20 protein-coding genes and 1 tRNA gene are annotated in these 20,294 nt (G+C 67.8%); 4 read left to right on the forward strand and 17 right to left on the reverse strand.

Annotated elements, in window-relative coordinates:
• Positions 1–97: 97 nt before the first annotated feature.
• The 5 genes from ASE67_RS05385 to ftsE all read right to left on the reverse strand — a co-directional run bounded on the left by ASE67_RS05385 (position 98) and on the right by ftsE (position 3,037).
• Positions 98–172, reverse strand: a tRNA-OTHER gene (locus tag ASE67_RS05385).
• 45 nt (positions 173–217) lie between these two features.
• A complete protein-coding gene (locus ASE67_RS05390) occupies positions 218–937 on the reverse strand; it encodes a lysophospholipid acyltransferase family protein (RefSeq protein ID WP_055757586.1) in 720 nt (239 codons plus the stop codon).
• Positions 937–1,476 (reverse strand): YdcF family protein, encoded by a 540-nt coding sequence (locus ASE67_RS05395; protein ID WP_055757588.1) that lies wholly within the window; start codon positions 1,474–1,476, stop codon positions 937–939. Before ASE67_RS05395 ends, ASE67_RS05390 begins: the two co-directional genes overlap by 1 nt.
• Positions 1,473–2,354 carry a cell division protein FtsX gene (locus ASE67_RS05400; protein WP_055757590.1) on the reverse strand — a complete coding sequence of 294 codons (882 nt, stop codon included), beginning with the start codon at positions 2,352–2,354 and terminating at the stop codon, positions 1,473–1,475. Before ASE67_RS05400 ends, ASE67_RS05395 begins: the two co-directional genes overlap by 4 nt.
• Complete coding sequence (ftsE, locus tag ASE67_RS05405) at positions 2,351–3,037, reverse strand: cell division ATP-binding protein FtsE (protein WP_055757592.1); 687 nt, start codon at positions 3,035–3,037, stop codon at positions 2,351–2,353. Before ftsE ends, ASE67_RS05400 begins: the two co-directional genes overlap by 4 nt.
• A gap of 186 nt (positions 3,038–3,223) precedes the next feature.
• Between ftsE and ASE67_RS05410 the strand changes: the two genes are divergently transcribed.
• Entirely contained in the window at positions 3,224–4,054 is an 831-nt protein-coding gene (locus ASE67_RS05410) for a zinc-ribbon domain-containing protein (protein WP_055757594.1), read from the forward strand.
• Between the two features lie 313 nt (positions 4,055–4,367).
• Here the strand turns inward: ASE67_RS05410 and pdeM are convergent, their stop codons facing one another.
• The 4 genes from pdeM to ASE67_RS05430 form a co-directional block, all read right to left on the reverse strand.
• Entirely contained in the window at positions 4,368–5,030 is a 663-nt protein-coding gene (pdeM, locus tag ASE67_RS05415; RefSeq protein ID WP_055757595.1) for a ligase-associated DNA damage response endonuclease PdeM, read from the reverse strand.
• Between the two features lie 239 nt (positions 5,031–5,269).
• Positions 5,270–6,535, reverse strand: coding sequence for a DUF445 domain-containing protein (locus ASE67_RS05420; protein WP_055757597.1), 1,266 nt, complete (start codon positions 6,533–6,535; stop codon positions 5,270–5,272).
• Positions 6,536–6,685: 150 nt separating this feature from the next.
• Positions 6,686–9,883 (reverse strand): efflux RND transporter permease subunit, encoded by a 3,198-nt coding sequence (locus tag ASE67_RS05425; protein WP_055757599.1) that lies wholly within the window; start codon positions 9,881–9,883, stop codon positions 6,686–6,688.
• Between the two features lie 4 nt (positions 9,884–9,887).
• Complete coding sequence (locus tag ASE67_RS05430; protein ID WP_055757600.1) at positions 9,888–11,096, reverse strand: efflux RND transporter periplasmic adaptor subunit; 1,209 nt, start codon at positions 11,094–11,096, stop codon at positions 9,888–9,890.
• Positions 11,097–11,289: 193 nt separating this feature from the next.
• On the opposite strand from ASE67_RS05430, the gene ASE67_RS05435 reads away from it, so the two are divergent.
• Positions 11,290–12,012 carry an SIMPL domain-containing protein gene (locus tag ASE67_RS05435; RefSeq protein ID WP_055757602.1) on the forward strand — a complete coding sequence of 241 codons (723 nt, stop codon included), beginning with the start codon at positions 11,290–11,292 and terminating at the stop codon, positions 12,010–12,012.
• 56 nt (positions 12,013–12,068) lie between these two features.
• Here the strand turns inward: ASE67_RS05435 and ASE67_RS05440 are convergent, their stop codons facing one another.
• From ASE67_RS05440 to ASE67_RS05455, 4 genes are read right to left on the reverse strand one after another with little or no spacing between them, the layout of a single operon-like run.
• Entirely contained in the window at positions 12,069–12,467 is a 399-nt protein-coding gene (locus ASE67_RS05440; protein WP_055757604.1) for an acyl-CoA thioesterase, read from the reverse strand.
• The gene (locus ASE67_RS05445; protein ID WP_055757606.1) at positions 12,464–13,099 is read right to left on the reverse strand and encodes a hypothetical protein; all 636 of its coding nucleotides are present in this window, start codon (positions 13,097–13,099) and stop codon (positions 12,464–12,466) included. Before ASE67_RS05445 ends, ASE67_RS05440 begins: the two co-directional genes overlap by 4 nt.
• The gene (locus tag ASE67_RS05450) at positions 13,096–13,437 is read right to left on the reverse strand and encodes a hypothetical protein (protein WP_055757608.1); all 342 of its coding nucleotides are present in this window, start codon (positions 13,435–13,437) and stop codon (positions 13,096–13,098) included. Before ASE67_RS05450 ends, ASE67_RS05445 begins: the two co-directional genes overlap by 4 nt.
• 55 nt (positions 13,438–13,492) lie before the next feature.
• A complete protein-coding gene (locus ASE67_RS05455) occupies positions 13,493–14,746 on the reverse strand; it encodes a multidrug effflux MFS transporter (RefSeq protein WP_055759171.1) in 1,254 nt (417 codons plus the stop codon).
• 119 nt (positions 14,747–14,865) lie between these two features.
• On the opposite strand from ASE67_RS05455, the gene ASE67_RS05460 reads away from it, so the two are divergent.
• Both ASE67_RS05460 and ASE67_RS05465 read left to right on the forward strand, forming a co-directional pair.
• Positions 14,866–15,819 (forward strand): isopenicillin N synthase family dioxygenase, encoded by a 954-nt coding sequence (locus ASE67_RS05460; RefSeq protein WP_055757610.1) that lies wholly within the window; start codon positions 14,866–14,868, stop codon positions 15,817–15,819.
• Positions 15,820–15,923: 104 nt separating this feature from the next.
• Entirely contained in the window at positions 15,924–17,216 is a 1,293-nt protein-coding gene (locus ASE67_RS05465; protein WP_055757612.1) for a homoserine dehydrogenase, read from the forward strand.
• Positions 17,217–17,490: 274 nt separating this feature from the next.
• Here the strand turns inward: ASE67_RS05465 and ASE67_RS05470 are convergent, their stop codons facing one another.
• From ASE67_RS05470 to ASE67_RS05485, 4 genes are read right to left on the reverse strand one after another with little or no spacing between them, the layout of a single operon-like run.
• On the reverse strand, positions 17,491–17,889 hold the full coding sequence (locus ASE67_RS05470; protein ID WP_055757614.1) for a hypothetical protein: 399 nt from the start codon (positions 17,887–17,889) through the stop codon (positions 17,491–17,493).
• Between the two features lie 32 nt (positions 17,890–17,921).
• The gene (locus ASE67_RS05475) at positions 17,922–18,461 is read right to left on the reverse strand and encodes a demethoxyubiquinone hydroxylase family protein (protein WP_055757616.1); all 540 of its coding nucleotides are present in this window, start codon (positions 18,459–18,461) and stop codon (positions 17,922–17,924) included.
• Positions 18,458–18,937, reverse strand: coding sequence for a disulfide bond formation protein B (locus ASE67_RS05480; RefSeq protein WP_055757617.1), 480 nt, complete (start codon positions 18,935–18,937; stop codon positions 18,458–18,460). The genes ASE67_RS05475 and ASE67_RS05480 overlap by 4 nt, the downstream gene beginning before the upstream one ends.
• Before the next feature lie 4 nt (positions 18,938–18,941).
• Complete coding sequence (locus ASE67_RS05485; RefSeq protein WP_055757619.1) at positions 18,942–20,291, reverse strand: S41 family peptidase; 1,350 nt, start codon at positions 20,289–20,291, stop codon at positions 18,942–18,944.
• Positions 20,292–20,294 lie beyond the last annotated feature (3 nt).

Below are 20,294 nucleotides of genomic sequence, written 5' to 3' on the forward strand. Positions count from 1 at the left end.
TCGTCTTTTTCTTACTCGCGCTCTCGCCAATCCCTGTTTGCTCTGTTTGCTTCCGGAAAAATTAGTGAATGATTGCGTTCCACCAAGTGCAGCGATGCGCAGCGGGTGGGACTTGAACCGCACATACTCTCAGCACTTAGGCTGACGCACTCTCCAGTTGTGCTACCGCTGCCCAGTTATGGTAGCGAACCCGGCGTCCGCTTTCCACGAAGAACAGTCACTCCGCCGCCAAACTTCCCGCCACACCGCCCGCCGCCGGCTCCAGCACATTGATCGCGGCATGAACCCGCGCCTCGATCTCCTCGCGCGGCAATCCGGCCGGGATCGGATCGAGGAACCGGATCGTAATCACCCCCGGCCGGCTGGCCCCCTTGCGCGGCATGCAGTGGCCGCTGTCGAGCGCCACCGGCACGACGGGCATGTTCAGCGCCTTGTATAACCCGGCAAAGCCTGAGCGCAGCGGCGGGGCCTCACCCACCTCGACCCGTGTGCCTTCGGGAAAGATCAGCACCGACCGGTTTGCGGCGCGGGCGACGGCGGCTTCCTTCAGCATCTGGCGCAGCGCCTTGGACGACGCATCGCGGTCGACGCCGATCGCGCCATACGCCTTGGCGGTGCGGCCCCAGAAGGGCATGTCGATCAGCTCGCGCTTCATCACGATCAACGGACCGTCGATCCGCTGCGCCATCTCCAGCGTCTCGAACATGGCCTGGTGCTTGACCGCGAACAGGTAGGTGCCGGGCGGGCGCTGCCCCTCCACCCGGACCCGCACGCCCAATATCCAGCGCGCCAGGAAGCGATGGGTGCGAATCCACACATGGGCATGGACGTGCATCGCCCGCTGCCCGAACCGCGCGGACAGCGGCGCGCTCAGCACGATCGGCACCGACGCGGCATAGAACAGGATGCGGAAGATCAGGGTGCGCACCCACGCCATCACAGGTCGATCCCCAGCCGCATCACCAATCCCCGCACGATATATTTGTTATATTCGCCGAACAGCAGCGCGAAGCCGGGGTTCGCCTTGACCGGATCGCGCACGATCTCGACCGAATTGCCCAGCGCATGGCGCAGCTCCATTGCGGCCCGCGCCATATGCCAGTTCGACGTGACCAGCCGCACCGAACGATAGCGGTTGCGCCGGACCCAGTCGGCGGTCTCGTCGGCGTTGGACCGGGTATCGACCGCCTCATGTCCCAGATCGACACAGCAGCGGAACAGCCGGCGCGGCGCGCCGTTGGCGGCGGCCAGCTCGCCCGGCCGCACATCGGGGTCGACGCCGGTGACCAGCATCCGCTTCGCCTCGCCGCGCTCGATCACCGCCAGCCCGCGCTCGATCCGGCCCGACCCGCCGGTCGGCACCACCACGCCATCGGTCTGGCGCGGATCGGTGAGCGGCGTCGGCAGCGTCACCGCGAACAGCGCGAAGCCCAGCGCATAGAGCAGCAGCGCGACTGCAAAGACCCGCCCCATCACAGCACCCGCGCCAATCGCCGCAGCACGGCGACCCGCGCCGCCAACATGGCAAGGCCGGTAAAGGCAAACGGCAGTGCAGCGATCGCTGCCCACTCGAGCGGCGCCAGGGCGACCCCATCGACCAGCTGCGATTCGAGCGTCGCCATCCGCTCGCCGAGCGCCACGACGACCAGCGCGCCGGCCAGCGCGCCGATCAGCCCGCCGGTCAGCGTATCCTGCCCGATGCGGCGCTGGAACAGGCGTGCGATCTGAAGGTCGGTCGAACCCAGCATATGCAGAATGTCGATCGTTCCGCGATGCGTATCAAGCCCCGCCCGTGCCACGAGCAGCACGACGGCGGCGGTGGCACTCGCCATCACCAGCACCAGGCCGAATGCGGTGAGCCCGATCGCGCCGACGAAGCTGCGCACCGGGGCCAGCCACGTCGCATGGCGATCGACCCGGATGCCCGCGCCGACGCCCTTCGCCAGCGCCTCGACCCGCGCCACCGCCGCGTCGTCGCCGCTTTGCAAATCGACATCGATCATTGCCGGCATCGGCAGGTCGGCATCCAGCCCCGCCTCACCCAGCCAGGGTTTCAGCAGTTCGGCGAGGCGCGCGCGATCGACCTCTGCCGCCCGCGTCACGTCGGCTGACGCCTTCAACCGGGCGAGCAGGCGCACGACCTCCGCATCGCGCCGTACCGCATCGCCCTCGATCACCTGCACCGTCAGCCGCGCGGCGAGCTGCCGGTCGAGCGCGCCGCCGGCATTGCGGGTCGACAGGCCCAGCGCAGCGCTGAGCGTCGTCAGGAAGATCATGATCGCCATGATCCACACCATCGCCCGGCGCCCCTGCCGGTCGTCGAGCAACGGTTGCGTGGGGCTCCGCTGGCTCACGCGAAGCCCGCCGCTACCGGATCGACCAGCCGCCCGCGATCGAGCAGCATCAGCCGCGCATCGGGCACCCGGTCGAGCAGGTGGTGATCGTGGGTCGCCATCACGACGGTCGTACCCAGCCGGTTGAGCGAGGCGAACAGCTTCAGCAGCCGTTCGGCCATGTCGGGATCGACGTTGCCGGTCGGTTCGTCGGCGACGAGGATTTCGGGCCGGTTGATGACCGCGCGGGCGATGGCGACGCGCTGCTGTTCGCCACCCGACAGCGTGGGCGGGCGGGCATCGGCCCGGTCGGTCAGCCCGACCCAGGCGAGCATTTCCCCGACCGGCTCGGCGATATCCTCCTCCGGCATTCCCGCGACACGCAACGGGAGCGCGATATTGTCGCGCGCCGACAGATGCGGGACCAGCCGGAAATCCTGGAACACCACCCCGATCCGCCGACGAAAGCCCGGCAGGCGGCTGCGCGGCGACGTCACCATATCCTCACCGAACAGGCGGATGACGCCCCGGCTGGGCCGCTGCGACAGGTACAGCAGCCGCAGCAGCGACGTCTTGCCCGCGCCCGATGCGCCGACCAGGAAATGGAAGGTCCCGGCGCTCAGCGAAAAGCTGACATCGCTCAGCGTTTCCGGCCCCTGGGCGTAGCGAAGACCGACATTTTCGAACTGAACGATGCTGGCCACGGGCGCCCTTGCTTCCACCGGTCCTTCAGCCCATCGCACACGGGGCCGATTGTCTCAAGCACCACGCAATCGCGCCTTGCCATGGATGGCCAAGCCGCCGTAGATTCAACGCTTGGAATTCAGTCGCGCCCCGTTGGCCCCGCATGTCGCGGCCCGGCGCGGCCCATGCAGGGGGCAGGGGACGCAATGATCCTCGAATGTACGCAATGCCATATGCGGTATCTGGTGGCCGATTCGGCGATCGGCCCGGCCGGGCGCACCGTGCGTTGCGCGGGATGCCGGCATAGCTGGTTCCAGCCGCCGGCGATGCTCGATCTCGGCACCACCGCGGCAGTGACCCCGCCGAGCGAGCCGGTTCGCGCGCCCCAGCCGGCGATGGCGGAGGCGGTCGCCGATGCACCGCGCCCCCGCACTGCGCCGCCTGCACCTACCGCCGCCGTGGCCGAAATTCCCTATGCCGACACGCCGCGTCCCGCCCCGTTGCGCGCGCGCAACGCCGAACCGCGCCGTTATGTCGATCCGGAGGCGGAGCGTGCCGAGCGGGGCGAGCCGATCAATGCCTTCGCGCATCAGGCACCCTTCGTCCCGCGCCGCAACCCGGCGCGCCGCCGCACCGCCATCGCGGTTGCTGCCGGGGTTGCGATGCTCGCGGCCTGTGGCGGCATCCTTTACACCGGCACGCCGGGCATCGCCGAACAACTGGGCCTGCCGGTCGCATCGGGGGCCGGCGACGCGCTGAAATTCGCGATCAACACGCCCGAACGGCGGCTGTTGTCGAGCGGCAACGAACTGTTCGCGGTGTCGGGCAAGATCATCAACGAAACCGGCAGCCGCCAGCGCATTCCCGATATCCGCGCCGTCCTGAAGGACAGCCAGAACCGCGACGTCTACAGCTGGACGATCAAGCCGCAGACGCGGGTGATCGGGCCGAGCGGCAGCCTCAACTTCAACAGCGCCGCGCTGGACGTGCCCGCCAACGCCAAGGAACTCGAACTGAGCTTCGCGTCGGGGCTGTAAGGGGCGGTTACGTCGCTCTTGCGTATCCCCGCACAGGCGGGGATTCAGGATAACGGGCGATAGCGTCGGTCACTCTGGCCCCCCCCGCCTGCGCGGGGGTACGCTGACCTAACTTCCCCACCGTCACCCCGGCCTTGCGCCGGGGTCCCGCTTCTTCTTGAATCCCCCTGACCGAAGCCGTCCGCCCGCCGTTGGCGGATATCAGCTTCCGCTGAGGTGATGTGCGAGGCAAGCGGCAGGGACCAGCCCCTGACGGTAGGCTGGGAACCGTTACCCCCGGATCAGGCCCTGGGTAACGGCGCGCGGCACACCCTCACGCCGCGATCGGAAACCGCAGCAACCGGTCCTCCAGCGCGATCAGCGCCTCCGCCCCGCCGCCCACCGCACGCACGATTTCCGGATGATGCGCGTCCAGCCCACCCGTCAGCGACCCGAAGGCGGGCAGGATCAGCTTCGTCGCGCTCGCCACGAAACACCGCCGCGACACACCGCGCCCGCGCAGCTTCAGCCGCAGCTTCGGGTGGAAATGGCCCGACAGTTCGGGACGCGTCTCGGCCGGATCGGCCTCATGGCGCAGCACCACCCCGTCGACCACCGCTTCGTCGACCACCCGCCCGCCGCAATGATCGGCGACCACCCGGTCATGATTGCCGGTGATCCACGTCCAGTCCGCCCCGCCGGTCAGCGCCCGCAGCCGCGCCTGTGCCTCCGGCGACAACCGGTCGCACCCGGCGGAGTCATGGAAACTGTCGCCCAGACACCAGATTTCCGCCGGCCGCGTCCGCGCGACCACCGCTTCGATCCCCGCCAGCGTCTCCAGCGTGTCGTAGGGCGGCAGCATCTGCCCGAACTGCGCGAACCAGCTCGCCTTTTCGAAATGCAGGTCGGCCAGCAGCAACGCGCGCCGCGCCGGCCAGAACAGGGCACCGGCGGACAGGGCGTCAAAGGCGTGGCCGGCGAACGAAAGGCGAACCATGGCGTGGCTATAGCGCAGGCGGCGCGGCGCTCAAGCCATGGGGGCGTAACGATCGGCTGCGGCGTCGGGCGGCGGCTGTCCTACAGCGCCATGACCTGTCATCGTCGTGTCCGCTCTTTCTAATGGCCGTTTCCCCCACCACGCGATGTCCCCCGATCGGATGCGCTACGAAAACGCGGCTAGTGTGAACTTTGTGAACTTTGAGCGCCGCAAACGGCCCGCCTGGGTAACAAATGCCGCTACAGCCACACATCCACGACATGGATCGCCAGCCCGACCATGCCGCCGACCAGCGTCCCGTTGATGCGGATATATTGCAGGTCGCGCCCGACCGCATTTTCCAGCCGCCCGGTGATGGTTTCCGCATCCCAGCCGCGCACCGTATCCGACACGAGGCGCACGATCCCGTCGCCATAATCGGCGACCCCGCCCACCACCGCACGGCGGACGAAGCGATTGACCTTGGCCTTCAGCACGGGATCGGACTGCAGCGTCTGCCCCAGCTGCCGCATCGCCTCGCCGATCGGCCCGGCCAGCGCCCGGTCGGGATCGCGTGCGGCGCGCAGCATCCCGCCGCGAATCTTTTCCCACACCCCCATCCACCAGCCGGCCAGCGCCGGATTGTCGATCAGGTCGTTCTTCAGCCGCTCCACCTTTGCCTGCATCTCGGGCGAATGTTGCAGGTCGTGGGCCAGCAGCGCGAGGCCTTCGTTCGCCTTGGCACGCAGCGGATGGGCCGGATCTTCGGCGACCTCGGCCAGCATCTTGTGCAGGCCCTTCACCACCGATGTCGCCAGCGTCTCGTCCAGCCCGGTCCAGCGCAGGACGGCCCCGGCGCGCTTCTGCACCATCGCGCGGACCAGGTCGTCGTTCGCGTCCAGCGTCTTTGCGGTCCAGCGGATGATCGCATCGACCAGCGGCAGATGCCGGTCGTCGGCGATCGCCGCCTCCAGCGTCCGGCCCAGCGCCGGTGCGACCGGTATCGCGCGGAGGCGATTGGCCAGCGCGCCGCGCACCATCGTCCCGAACTGATCGGGGTCGAGGCCCTCCAGCACATTGACCGCCAACCGCGAGGCACCGTGGCGCAACCGTCCGCTGCGTGCCGCCGGATCGGCCAGCCACTTGCCCGCCGCGCCCGCCGCATCGACGCGGTGCATCCGCCGCGCAACGACCCGCGCGGTCAGGAAATTGTCGCGCAGGAACGCGGCCAGCGTGTCGCCGATCCGATCCTTGTTGCGCGGGATGATCGCGGTATGCGGGATCGGCAGGCCGAGCGGATGGCGGAACAGCGCGGTAACCGCGAACCAGTCGGCAAGGCCACCGACCATCGCCGCCTCGGCAAAGGCCTGTACGAAGCCCCAGGCGGGGTGGACCCCCTCCATCCGCCGCGACAGCAGGAACAGCGCAGCCATCGCCACCAGCATGAAGGTGGCGAGCCGCCGCATTTGGCGTAACGGGGCAGGAACCGCGTCGCCGGCGCGGGCGATGCTGAAGGGGGAGGCCATCCGCGAAACAATCGCCGGCCGGGCGGAAAGTTCAATAGGACGATCGATCGGCCCATCGTCGGGGCCGTCACCCCGGCTTCCGCCGGGGTAACATATGCTGGTCGGAGGTGGTGCTCCCCCCGTCCGGTCGACCCGGACGGGGAGGCAACCTTACTCCGCCGCCGGCAGCGACTTCGGCCCGTCGGCGGGCGGCAACGGCGCGCCGGGCTTGTGGTCGATCGCGAGGCCATCGGCATCGCCCGGACGATAGGTGAGCAGGCGTCGCGACAGGCGCGGGCCGACCCAGCGTTCGAGCCCGACCGCCAGGCTGAACGCCCCCGGCACGATCAGCAGCGTCAGCAGCGTCGAGAGCGTCAGGCCGCCGATGACGGTGATGCCCATCGGGCCACGGAACGACGAGTCACCCGACAGCGCCAGCGCCGTCGGCACCATGCCGGCGACCATTGCGACGGTGGTCATCACGATCGGCTGCGCCCGCTTGTGCCCGGCATCGAGGATCGCGACCTCCTTCTCGACGCCCTTCTCCATCTCCTCCAGCGAGAAGTCGATCAGCAGGATCGAGTTCTTGGCGACGATGCCCAGCAGCATCAGCAGCCCGATATAGACCGGCATCGAGATCGGGTTGCCCGTCACCCACAGCGCCAGCAGCCCGCCCAAGGGGGCCAGGAACAGCGACCCCATGTTCACGAACGGCGGCATCACCCGCTTGTAGAGCAGCACCAGCACCGCAAAGACGAGGAAGATGCCCGAAATCACCGCGACGATGAAGTTCTGGATCATCTCGCCCTGCCACTTCGCCTGACCCACGGTCAGTTCGGTGACACCCAGCGGCAGGTTCTGCATCGTCGGCAGGGCGTGGATCGCCTTTTGCGCAACGCCGGTCACGACGCCGGGGGCAAGATCGGCACCGACGACCAGGCGACGCTGCTGGTTGATGCGGTCGATCTTGGTCGGGCCTGCGCCGAAGCCGATATCGGCAACGACCGACAGCGGCACCGATCCGCCATTGGCGGTCGGCACGGGCAGGTTCTGGATCGTCGACAGCCGCGACCGGGCGTCCCGCGACAGCGCGACGCGGATCGGGATCTGCCGGTCGCTGAGCGAGAAGCGCGCGCTGTTCTGGTCGATATCGCCCAGCGTCGCGATGCGGATCGCCCCCGACAGCGCGGCGGTGGTGACGCCCAGGCTGGCGGCAAGGTCGCTGCGCGGACGGATGATGATTTCCGGCCGCTTCAGGTCGCCCGACACGCGCGGTGCGACCACCATCGGCAGCTTTTCCATCTCCTTGACGAGCTTGTTCGCGGTCTCGTTCAGCTTGACCGGATCGTCGCCGCCCAGCGTGATTGACAGGTCGCGGCTCGACCCGCCCCAGCCGAACTGCGACCGGAACGACACCCGCGCATCGGGGATCGCGGCCAGCTGCGGGGCGAGGCCGCGTTCGAACTCGGTGCTCTTGACCTGCCGCATCGCATCGAACGACTGGTCGTCCAACATCCCAAAGAAATGGCGCACGCGATCACCGAATTTCGGCTTGTCGACCAATTCGGCGGTGACACGGCCATTGCCGGCATAGCTCGACGAATAGACCGACTTCACCATCGGTTGGCCCTGCAACAGCTTTTCGACGCGCTTCACGACGACGGCGGTCTGTTCCAGCGTGGTGCCCGGCACCATTTCGACGGTGGCGGTCACCCGTTCGCGATCCTGCGGCGGCTGGAACGTCTGGGGCAGGACCATAAACATGACCACGGTCAGCGCGAGGGCGATGACGCCCGCGACGATCGTCGACCAGCGATGGCGCAGCGTCCAGCGCAGCACGCCCATATACCGGTCCATCAGCCAGCCTTCGCCATGGCTGGCGGTGCCGTGCGCCTTCAGGAAATAGGCGGCGATCATCGGCGTGATGAGGCGCGCGACGGCAAGGCTCATCAGCACCGATGCGACGACGGTCAGGCCGAAATTCTTGAAGAACTGGCCCGAGATACCCGGCATCAACCCGACCGGTAGGAAGACGGCAACGATCGCCATGGTCGTCGCCAGCACCGCGATGCCGATTTCGTCGGCCGCGTCGATCGATGCCTGATAGGCGGATTTTCCCATGCGCATGTGGCGGACGATATTCTCGATCTCCACGATCGCATCGTCGACCAGCACGCCCGCGACCAGGCTGAGCGCGAGCAGCGTCATCTGGTTGAGCGTAAAGCCCAGCATGTCCATGAACCAGAAGGCGGGGATCGCCGAGAGCGGAATGGCCAGCGCCGAGATGACCGTCGCGCGCCAGTCGCGCAGGAAGATGAAGACGACGATGATGGCGAGCAGCGCGCCTTCGTACATCGCGGTCATCGCCGAATGATACTGGACTTCGGTGAACTCGACCGAGTTGGACAGCAGCGCGAAGCGAACCTGCGGATTGCGCTTCTGCAGCTCGGCGAGGCGCTTTTCCGCCTCGTGGAACACGGTGACGTCGGACGCGCCCTTCGCGCGCTTGATATCGAACGCCAGCACCGGGCGGCCATTATATTCGGCGCGGCTCTTGGGCTCGGCATAGGCGTCGCGGACGTCGGCGATGTCGGCCAGGCGCACCGAGCGGCCACCGGCGACCGGCACCTGCGTCTGCGACAGGGCATAGGCGGTGGCGGCATTGCCCAGCACGCGCACCGATTGCTGCGACCCGGCGATTTCCGCCTGGCCGCCCGCCGCGTTCAGATTGACCTGGCGCAGCGCCTGGTTGACCTGGCTCGCGGTCAGCCCCTGCGCCTGCAACCGGGCGGGGTCGAGCGTCACGCGGATTTCACGGTCGACGCCGCCGACTCGCTCCACGGTCGCCATGCCGCCGATCGCCAGCAGTTCCTTGGCGACGGTATTGTCGACGTACCAGCTGAGCTGTTCCGGCGTCATGTCGTCGGCGATCGCGGTCCACGACGCGATGTCCGAATCGGTGGTGTTCGCGCGGAACACCTGCGGTTCGAGGATGCCGTCGGGCAACTGGCTGCGAATCTGGTTCACCGCTTCGCGCACGTCATTGACCGCGCGGTCGATCGGGGTGCCGATGTCGAGCTGGATGACGGTCTGCGACGACCCTTCGGTGACGGTCGATTCGATCTGGTCGATGCCCTGGAGCGCGCGCACCGCCGCCTCGACCCGCTGGGTAACCTGCGTTTCGAGTTCGGTGGGGGCGGCGCCGGGCTGGCTGATGACGACGATCGCGACCGGGAATTCGATGTCCGGGTCCTGGTTCACGTCCATCCGCATGAAGCTGACGATCCCGGCGATCGTCAGCGCGAGGAACAGCACCAGCGGCGGCACCGGGTTGCGGATCGACCATGCCGATATGTTGCGAAAGCCCATGGCGCTATTCCTTGCGTGCAGGCGCCGCGGCGGCGCGGACCGGCACCACCTGCTGCCCCGGATTGAGGAACGCGCCGGCACTGGCGACCACGCGTTCGTTGCCCATCAGGCCGGATCCGATCAGCGCGCCTTCGTCCGATACCTCGGCCACGCGCACGTCGCGCCGCTCCGCCTTGTCCTGCGCATCGAGGACATAGACATAGCTGCCCTTCTCGTCGCTCAGCACCGCTGATTCGGGCAGCAGCGGCGCGGTCGACGCGCCCGCGCCGATCCGGGCGCTGGCAAAGCCGCCAGGACGCAGTGCCGGATCATAGCTGAGCGCGATGCGGGCGATGCCCTGTCGCGTCTGCGGATCGATCACCGGCGATACCTGCCACACCTGCCCCTTGAACACGCGGGTGTCGCCGACCGGTACCACCTCTGCCGGCACGCCCGCGCGGATGGTGGCCAGATCGGCCTCCGACAGCTGGGCGCGCATTTCCATCTGCCCGCCCATCGCGATGCGGAACAGCACGCCGCTGCCCCCGCCGATCACCTGCCCTGGCTCGACCGCGCGGGTAAGGACGAGGCCGGCGGCGGGGGCGCGGATGTCGAGCCGGCGGTTGCGCGCCTGCGTTTCGGCCAGCTGCGCCTGCGCCACGCCGACCCGGGCGTTGGCGGCGTCGCGGGTGGCGGTCTTGCGGTCGATATCGGCCTTCGACACGAACCCGCGCTCGACCAGCTGCTTCGACCGGTCCAGTTCGGTCTGCGCGATCTGGGCATCGGCACGGGCAACGCGGACCTGCGCCGCCAGCGACTCGGCGGTCTGTGCCTGCACCGACCGGTCGACCGTGGCGAGGACTTGTCCGGCGCTTACCCAGCTGCCCGGCTCGACGAGGACCTGGGTGACCAGACCGCCTTCCCCAACGACGCCGACCGGCATTTCACGCCGCGCGGCGAGCGACCCGGTGCCCGTGACGGTGCGCATCACGGTGTCGCGGCCGGGGGTGACGACCGTCACCTTGGGCAGGGAACCTGCGGATGCGGCGGCGGGCGCCCCCTTGGCCGCTGGAGCGCTCGCGCTCTTGCGCCCGAATGCCCAGACGGCTCCGACCAAGACCAGCAGGATGACGACGATCCCGACAATCATCGCGCGGCGGCGCGACCGCGGCGCACCGTCCGGCCCGGTCAGCATCTGGCGGTCGCCCGCGATCGACGTCGATTCGTAGTTCATCCACCCCATCCCATTGGAGGCCCCCAGCCCCGTCCGCGCTGTATTATCTCAATACAGCACTGTTCTCAAGCATACACATCGCGTTTTTCGATAAGAACGACAAGCCTGGCATCGTTTGCGTTCAGCGTGCGTTTTGACGCGGACCCGTAACGACCAAGCGGTCATTGCGATTTGATTATAGAAGGATGTGCCGATGCTCCGTTCCGCCCTGATCCTGGCCGCCATCGGTGGCGCACTGCCCGCCGCTGCACAGCAGGTCGCGACCACCACCGCGCCGATCCTGACCGATGCGACGCTGCTGGACGTCGTTGCCGATGGCAAGGCGACGCGCGTGCCCGATATCGCGACGATCCGCGCCGGCGTCGTCAGCCAGTCGCCGACCGCCGCCGCCGCGCTGTCGGACAATGCGCAGCGCATGGCCCGCGTCGTCGCGGCGCTGCGCAAGGCGGGCGTGGCCGAGCGCGATATCCAGACCGCGCAGATCCAGCTGCAGCCGCAATATCGCTATGCCGACAACCAGCCGCCGGTCATCACCGGCTATCAGGCGAGCAACAGCGTCTCGGTTCGCTTCCGCGACGTGGCGAAGAGCGGGTCGATCCTCGACGCGCTGGTGGCGCAGGGCGCGAACCAGATCGATGGCCCGAACCTGTCGGTCGATGCCGCCGATGCCGCGCTGGATGAGGCGCGCACCGATGCCATTCGCCGCGCGCGGGCCCGTGCCGAACTCTATGCCAAGGCCGCCGGGATGCGCGTCGACCGCATTGTGTCGATCGTCGAAAATGGCGGCGACCAGCCACCGATGCCGATGCCGATGATGGCGTCGCTGCGCACGGCGAAGATGGCCGATTCGACCCCGCTGGCAGCGGGCGAGCAGGATTTGCGGGCTACCGTCTCGGTACGGTTCCTGCTGCGCTGATCGGAAGGTGGCTCCCCCGAACCGCGGGGAGCCACCTTCGCGGTAGCGACGAACGATTACCCCAGAAACCGATCCGCGACATCGGCGGGCACCCGCACCAGCCGTCCGGTTCGCCGGTCGAGCACCGCCCATGTGGTCCGTGCATCGACCTTCACCCGTCCGTCCGCGCCGGTGAAGCGCATCATCCGGTCGAACCGCGCCCCGCGCGGCGCTTCGCCGACCCAGGTTTCGGCGACGACCGTTTCCCCGGCGGCCACGTTGCCGCGATAATCGATTTCATGCCGGGTGATGACCCAGACATAGGCGTCCTGCTGCTCGGGCGTCGCTACCGCGCTCCAGTGCGCGACGGCGACGTCCTGAATCCAGCGTACCCAGACCGCGTTGTTCACATGGCCCAGTTCGTCGATATCGTCGGGCCCGGCGGTGATCGAACGGGTGAAACGGGGGGCGGTCATTGCGGGACGATCGGCTCCGAAGCGGGACGGGGCTTCAGGCCGCTGTTCGAAATGCGCCATGCCCGCTGTTCGGCGGTCGCGCCATCGATATCGCCGGTGCGATGCAGCGTGACCGGGCCGGCCATCGATACCGGCGTGCCGTCGCGCAGCTTCCCCGTCACGCGCACCGGAATCTGGATATAGCGCTGCCCGGCACCGGCATCGATCCGTCCTGGCGCGCCGATCGCCGCGCGATAGTCGGCATAGTTGGCGAAGGATTGGGCAAAGGCGGCTTGCGACATGCCCGATGCCTGTCCATTGCCGCCCCACAGCCGCCACGCATCGCCATAGCGCCGGTCGCCGATCGCCGCGAAATAATCGCGCAGCACCTGCGCCGCTGCGTCGGCGCCCGGCTCGACCATCGCGTCGCCGGGCGCGGGGGCCGGGGTCGGGGAGGGCGGCGGCGCGCTGACGCCGGGAATACCCTCACCGGCCGGAATGCTGGTTGCGGGCGTTACCGGCGTCGGTGCGCCGGCGGCGGGAACCGGTTCGGCCGGGGTGGCATTGCTTGCCGCCGCGGCGTTATCCGCCGGCTCGCCTCCGCCGCATCCCGCCAGCAGCAGCGCCAGTGCGGCTCCGCCGACGATCTTCACGGCTCGATCGCCTTTGCATCGCTGTCGTTCAGGTCACCGTCCTCGGCGAGATTGTCCTCGTCGAAATCCGCCTGCAGCTCGTCCTCTTCCTGGTCGCCCTGTCCGGTGACGACCGTATCGTCATCCTCGCCGGCCAGTTCGTCGTCCACCATGTCGAGCTCGTCCTCGTCCGCATCGTCGGACATGCCGAGATCGGGTTCGAGGTCGGTCAAGATCGTGCCGTCGGTCGGCCCGTCACGCGTCGCCTCGAGGATTTCTGCGCGCTGGCTCTCGTCATAGCCGTCTTCGTCATAACCGTCGTCGCCGGTGCCCTGTCCGGTTACCTGATGCCCGCCCATCGCATGTCTCCTGTTGCTTCAGACAGGCGAAACCCGTGGGCGGCGGGGCAGGTTCCTAGCCGCGGCGGAACAGCCGGCCGTGTTCGGTACGAAACACGACGAGCAGCGCGATCAGCCCCAGCGCCAGGAACCCGCCGTATAGCGGCACGGTCGTTCCGTTGAACGACTGGCCGATGAGCGCGCCGAGCACCGCGCCCGCCAGCATCGACACGAATCCCTGCAACGACGACGCGGTGCCGGCGATCGACCCCATATTCTCCATCGCCATCGCCGAGAAATTGGAGGTGGCAAGGCCGAAGCACGCCATCATCAGCGCCTGCAGCACGATGAAGCTGGCGAGCGATTCGATCCCCGCCAGCGTCACGGCCAGATGCACGGCAGCAACCGCGACCAGCCCCAGCAGCGCGGCGTGCGAGATGAGGCGCGTGCCGAACCGCATCACGATCCGCGAATTGAAGAACGACCCCGCCGCCATCGTACCGGCGACACAGGCAAAGACGACGGTCAGCAGCTTGGGCCGCTCGAACGTCACCTCCATGATCTGCTGGATCGATCCGACGAACCCGAACAGCCCGCCCGACAGCAGCGCGGCGGCGATGGTATAGCCGACCGCATAGCGATCGCGCAGCACCATGCGATAGCCGGCGAGGATGCGCGCCGGCTCCAGCGGCTGGCGCTCCGCCTCCGGCAGCGTCTCGGGCATGCGCAGCACGAACCAGGCGAGGATGATCGCGGTGACGATCGCGATGCCACCAAAGATCCAGCGCCACGACGCGAACGCCAGCACCAGCTCGCCGAACGACGGCGCCAGCACGGGGGCGGCCATGAAGAAGATGAACGCCAGGCTCATCACCCGCGCCATTGCCCGCCCCGAATAACAGTCGCGCACCAGCGCCACCGTCACCACCCGCGCACCCGCGACCGCCGCGCCGGAGGCGAGGCGCGCGATCAGCAACAGCACGAAGCTGCCCGAAATCGCGGCGATCAGGTTGGTGATCGCGCTGGCGACCAAGCCGAAAATCAGCACCGGCCGCCGGCCATAGCGGTCGGCCAGTGGACCATAAGCCAGCTGCGCCACCGAAAAGCCGATCAGGAACGCGGTGATGACGAACTGCCGCGTATTGGGCTCGGCGACGTCCAGCGCCGCGCCGATCGCGGGCAGCGCGGGCAGCATCGAATCGATGCCGAGCGCGGTCAGCGCCATCAGCGCCGCGATCAGCGTGACGAATTCGCCGAACGGCAGGGGCGACCGGTCGGCGGACGGGGCGGGCGTGGACGGTTCGGCGGAGGATCGGGGGGACTGCGACATGACGGTGCCTCCATGGCGCATGTCGTCCGTCGGGTCACGCAAAGGATGGCCCTGTTCGTCCGCCCGCCGCATGTCTATCTTCATCGCTTGTACCCGTATCTTTCAGGATGTTGAGACTCATGGCCGACACGCCGCTTTCGCAGGTTCCGCTGATTTCGATGGCGCAGGCGGAGCAGGACCCCGACGGCTTCGCCCGCGATTTCGGCGGCTCGTTCCAACGCTTCGGCTTCGCGATGGTGTCCGACCATGGCGTCGACCAGGGCGTGATCGACCGCGCTTGGGCGATGACCAAGGCGTTCTTCGACCTGCCCGAAGACGAAAAGCGCGCCTATTTCGTCGAAGGTGGCGGCGGCGCACGCGGCTATACCCCGTTCAAGACCGAAATCGCCAAGGGCGCGACCCATGTCGATCTGAAGGAATTCTGGCATGTCGGCCGCGAACTCGCCGCCGGGCATCGCTATGGCGACGTCATGCCGGCCAATGTCTGGCCCGACCGGCCGGAGGGATTTCGCGAGGCGTTCCTCGACCTGTTCGCCGCGCTGGATGCCGCCGGTGACCGGCTGCTTTCGGCGATCGCGCGCTATCTCGGGCTGGAGCCGAATTGGTTCGACCGCGCGGTGAAGGACGGCAATTCGGTCCTGCGCCTGCTGCACTATCCGCCGGTCGCCGCCGATGCCCCCGAAGTCCGCGCTGGCGCGCATGAGGACATCAACCTCATCACGCTGCTGCTGGGCGCGGAGGAAGCCGGCCTCGAACTGCTCGACCGCGACGGCCGCTGGCTGCCGGTGGCACCGCCGCCGGGGGCGATGGTCGTGAACGTTGGCGACATGTTGCAGCGCCTGACCAACCATGTCCTGCCGTCGACCACCCACCGCGTCGTCAACCCGGCCCCCGAACGTCGCGGCCATTCGCGCTATTCGATGCCGTTCTTCCTCCACCCCGCGCCCGATTTCCTGATCGAGACGCTGCCCGGCTGCATCAGCGAGGAGCGCCCGAACCGCTATCCGACGCCAATCAGCTCGCACGACTATCTGTACGAACGGCTGGTCGAGATCGGCCTCATCAAGAAGTGACACCGCGCGGGGTTTCCCTGCGGCGAACCAATGACTAGAGACATGAAACCGGCCGGGGCACTGCTCCGGCCGCAATTTTGTTACGTGTGCAACAAGAGGAAGATATGACCGAACCGCTCCGCGTCGCCATCGCCGGCCTTGGAACCGTGGGTGCGGGGGTTATTCGGCTGATCGAAACCAATGGCGACCTGATCGCCCGCCGCGCCGGCCGCCCAATCGAGGTGGTCGCCGTCTCGGCACGCGACCGGACGCGCGACCGGGGCATCGACCTGTCGCGCTATCAATGGGTCGACGACACCGCCGCGCTGGTGACGACCGGCGACGCCGATGTCGTGGTCGAGCTGATCGGCGGGTCGGACGGCCCGGCACTGACGCTGGCGCGCGGCACGCTGGCGGCGGGCAAGAGCTTCGTCACCGCGAACAAGGCGATGATCGCGCATCACGGTCTCGAACTGGCCGAGGCCGCCGAGGCACGCGGGGTCGCGCTGAAGTTCGAGGCGGCGGTGGCCGGCGGCGTGCCGGTCATCAAGGGTCTGCGCGAAGGGGCCGCCGCCAACGAAATCTCGCAGGTGTTCGGCATCCTCAATGGCACCTGCAACTTCATCCTGTCGAAGATGGAGGCCGAGGGCCGCGATTTCGCCGAAGTGCTGGCCGAGGCGCAGGCGCTGGGCTTCGCCGAAGCCGATCCCAGCTTCGACATTGATGGCGTCGATGCCGCGCACAAGCTGTCGATCCTCGCCAGCATCGCGTTCGGCACGCAGCCGGCGTTCGGCGCGGTGGCGGTGACGGGCATCCGCCACGTACTGGCCGCCGACATCGCCGAGGCGGCGGCATTGGGCTATCGCATCCGACTGGTCGGCGTGGGGGAGGCCGGGCCGCATGGCCTGTTCCAGCGGGTGCATCCGCACCTCGTGCCGCTCGACCATCCGCTGGCGCATGTCACGGGCTCGCTCAACGCCGTGGTGGCCGAGGGGAATTTCGTCGGCCGGCTGTTCTTCCAGGGGCGCGGTGCCGGCGACGGCCCGACCGCGAGCGCAGTGGTCGCCGACCTGATCGACATCGCGCGCGGTGAATTTGGCCCGCCCTATGCGATGCCCGCCGCCCTGCTCACCGCCGCAACGCCCGAACAGGCGAGCGAACGGCGTGGCCGCGCCTATGTCCGGTTGCAGGTCGCGGACAAGGTCGGCGTGCTCGCCGAAATCGCCGCCGCGATGCGCGATGCCGGCGTGTCGATCGAAAGCCTGATGCAGCGCGGCGCGAATGCCGATGGCAGCGTGCTGGTCGCGATCGTCACCCATGAAGGGCCGGAACGCTGCGTCGCGCAGGCGCTGGAGAAGCTGGAAAGCTCGGCCAGCGTGTTGGGCAAGCCGATGTGGATGCACGTTCTGAGCGAGTGAGGCGACGGGGCGGCGGGATATAAACGCACCACTTTCCGCCTGTCACCCCGGACTTGATCCAGGGTCCCGCTTCTTCTTCTTCTTCTTCTTCTTCTTCTTCTACGGCCGGTAAAAAAGCGGGACCCCGGGTCAAGCCCGGGGTGACGCATATGAGCGGTGGCATGCTATACTCCAGCACCTACCGCATCCCCGCGCAGGCGGGAATCCAGGGCCACGAACGCAGGTCTGTCAATTTGGCTCTGGACCCCCGCCTGCGCGAGGGTACCAAAAACGCTCAAGGCAGCGGAATGCTCGACTCCGCCTTTGCCCGTGCCCGACGTTCGGCCCGTGCCGCCGTCGCGCGCTGCACGAAGCACCCGGTCTGCCCGCCAACGCCGGCGGTCGAGCAGCTGCCGGTCCCGCTGCCGCCGACGTTCAGATTATCCTCGACCCGCGTCGCCCAGCTTTCGCCGTCGCGGGTCGGTTCGGCGTCGCGCAGTTCCTTGGGGATGCGGAAGCGTTCGCGCTCGCTGCGGCGGACGCAGACCACGATTTCCTCACCGCTCGAATTGGTCGGGCATTTGTCGTTGCCATAGATCACCAGCGTGCCGTTCTGCACCTGCGCGGCGGCAGGGGCGGCGGGCAGGGTGAAAGCGGCGATGGCGGCGGCACCGGCCAGAAGCATGCGGGTCATCAAATCCTCCTGTCCGGATAACGCCCGGTCGGTCAAATACGTTTCGAAACGGCGATGGCGACGCGACACCCTGCGCGAATCGCCGCCGATAGCAGTGGATAGGCGGGCGCGCGTTCGGCACCATGCGCCAGCGCCGCTTCCTTATGCTCCAGTTCCTCTGCCTGGAACCTTGCGATCGCTTCGCTTAACTCAGGATGATCGGCGCCCAGTTCGGTGAGCTGATCCTCATAATGTTTGTCGATTTCGGTTTCGACCGCAGCGGTGCAGGCCATCGCCGCCTCCGGCCCGATCGCCGCCGTCACCGCGCCCAGTGCAAATCCGGCCACGTCCCAGAAGGGCTGGATCAGCGTCGGACGCACGCCGCGTTCGGCGATCAGCGCGTCGAAATAGGCGCGGTGTTCCGCCTCCTGCAACGCCATGCCCTGGATCGCTGCCGACATGGGACTGCGGTCGCCCATCACCGCCAGCTGTCCGGCATAGATGCGGGTCGCGCCATATTCGCCCGCCTGATCGACGCGAATCATCGACCGGATGCCGTCGGGCCTGCGGTCACCGGGCCGCCACTTGCTCATGTCCGCTTCCTCGTCGCGAGAACCAGCACTGCCAACGCACCAGCGATCGAAAGGATCGCGTTGAATCCCGCCAGCGAAATGCCAAGGAACGTCCATTGCGGCACGTCGCAGCGTACCACCGGCTGCCGCACGATCGCCGCCAACAGGTCGCCGCCGGTCGCGCCCAGCGTGTTGGCGCAGGCGGTGATACCCTGCCACCAATGATATTCCACCCCGGCATGGAACACGCCGATCATCCCGCTGGCGAGGATCGCCACCCCGGCCAGCACGATCAGCGCCCGCTTGCCCGAGGTGCGCGGCACCACGAACGACAGCGCGGCCAGCGCAATGGCGGCATAGTGCGGCCAGCGTTGCCAATGGCACATCTCGCACGGGTACAGCCCGCCCAGATATTGCGATGCCAATGCCCCGCCGATCAGCGTGAGCGGCAGGAGCAGCGCGATCCAGCGCGCGAGCGGCAGGTCGTTGGCGCGCATAGGCTTAGCGCTTGCCCGGCTTGGCCGCCGGCGCTGCCGCCATCCGCGTGGTGGGTCCGACGCGGCCCATGGTCTGGAGCGCATAATAGAGCTGGAAATCGTCGATCCCGCGCTTCTTGAGCGATTCGGCGGTTTCGGCGAAGCGCGGATCGTCCTTCGTATCCTCGGTCAGCGTCTTGTCGTCGACCCCGGCTTCGTTGACCAGGTGACGGCGCAGATCGGCCTCGCGATACACCGGCCGGCTCTTGTAATCGGGGTCGGAAATCTGCGGCACCTTCAGGTCGGGGTCGATGCCCCCTTCCTGTACCGACCGGCCCGACGGCGTGTGGTAGCGCGCGGTGGTCAGGCGGACGGCGGTGTTCTTCGACAGGTCGAAGATCGACTGGACCGATCCCTTGCCGAAGCTGCGTTCGCCCATCACGATCGCGCGGTGATGGTCCTGCAGCGCACCGGCGACGATTTCCGACGCCGATGCCGTGCCCGGATTGGTCAGCACGATGATCGGCAGCCCCTGCGCCAGATCGCCCGGCACCATTTCCTCGGCGAAATAGCGTTCGGTATCGGCCTTGTCGCGCCCGCGCTGCGACACGATCTCGCCGCGTGCCAGGAAGGTGTCGGACACCTCGATCGCCTGATTCAGCAGCCCGCCGCCATTGTCGCGCAGGTCGATGATATAGCCCTTGGGCTTGTGGCCCAGCGCCTTGTCGATCCCGGCGATCGCGGCACGGGTATCGGCACCGGTCGTCTCGCTGAAGGTGTTGATGTTGATGACGCCGATGCCGTCCTTCACCTCCCACTTCACCGGCTTCTGCACGATCGTGCTGCGCACCAGCGTCAGCTCGATCGGCTTGTCGCGGCCGGGGCGGACGATGGTCAGCGAGACCTTCGACCCCGTAGGCCCGCGCATCTGCGCAACCGCCTCGTCCAGCGTGCCCCCGACGATCAGCTTGCCATCGACATGGGTGATATAGTCGCCCGACTTGATACCGGCCCGCGCCGCCGGCGTATCCTCGGTGGGCGTAATGACCTTGACCGCGCCGTCCTCCAGCGTGACCGACAGGCCTAGGCCCGAATAATTACCGGTCGTGGCGATGCGCAGATTCTCGAAATCCTTGGCATCCAGGTAACTGGAATGCGGATCGAGCGCAGCGAGCATGCCGCGCATCGCCCCTTCCATCAGCGTCTTGTCGTCCACCTTGTCGACGTAACTCGCCTTCACGCGGTTATAGACGTCCATGAAATTGTCGAGTTCGCGGAAACTGCCGGCATCGGCCTGCGCCATCGCACCGGTGGCGACGGGAACCAGCGCCATCGCGCCGACGATGGCGGTGGCCTGAAGAAACGAACGGGACATACG

It is taken from the genome of Sphingomonas sp. Leaf23, from assembly GCF_001421585.1.
In the GTDB taxonomy this organism is placed as follows: Bacteria; Pseudomonadota; Alphaproteobacteria; order Sphingomonadales; family Sphingomonadaceae; genus Sphingomonas.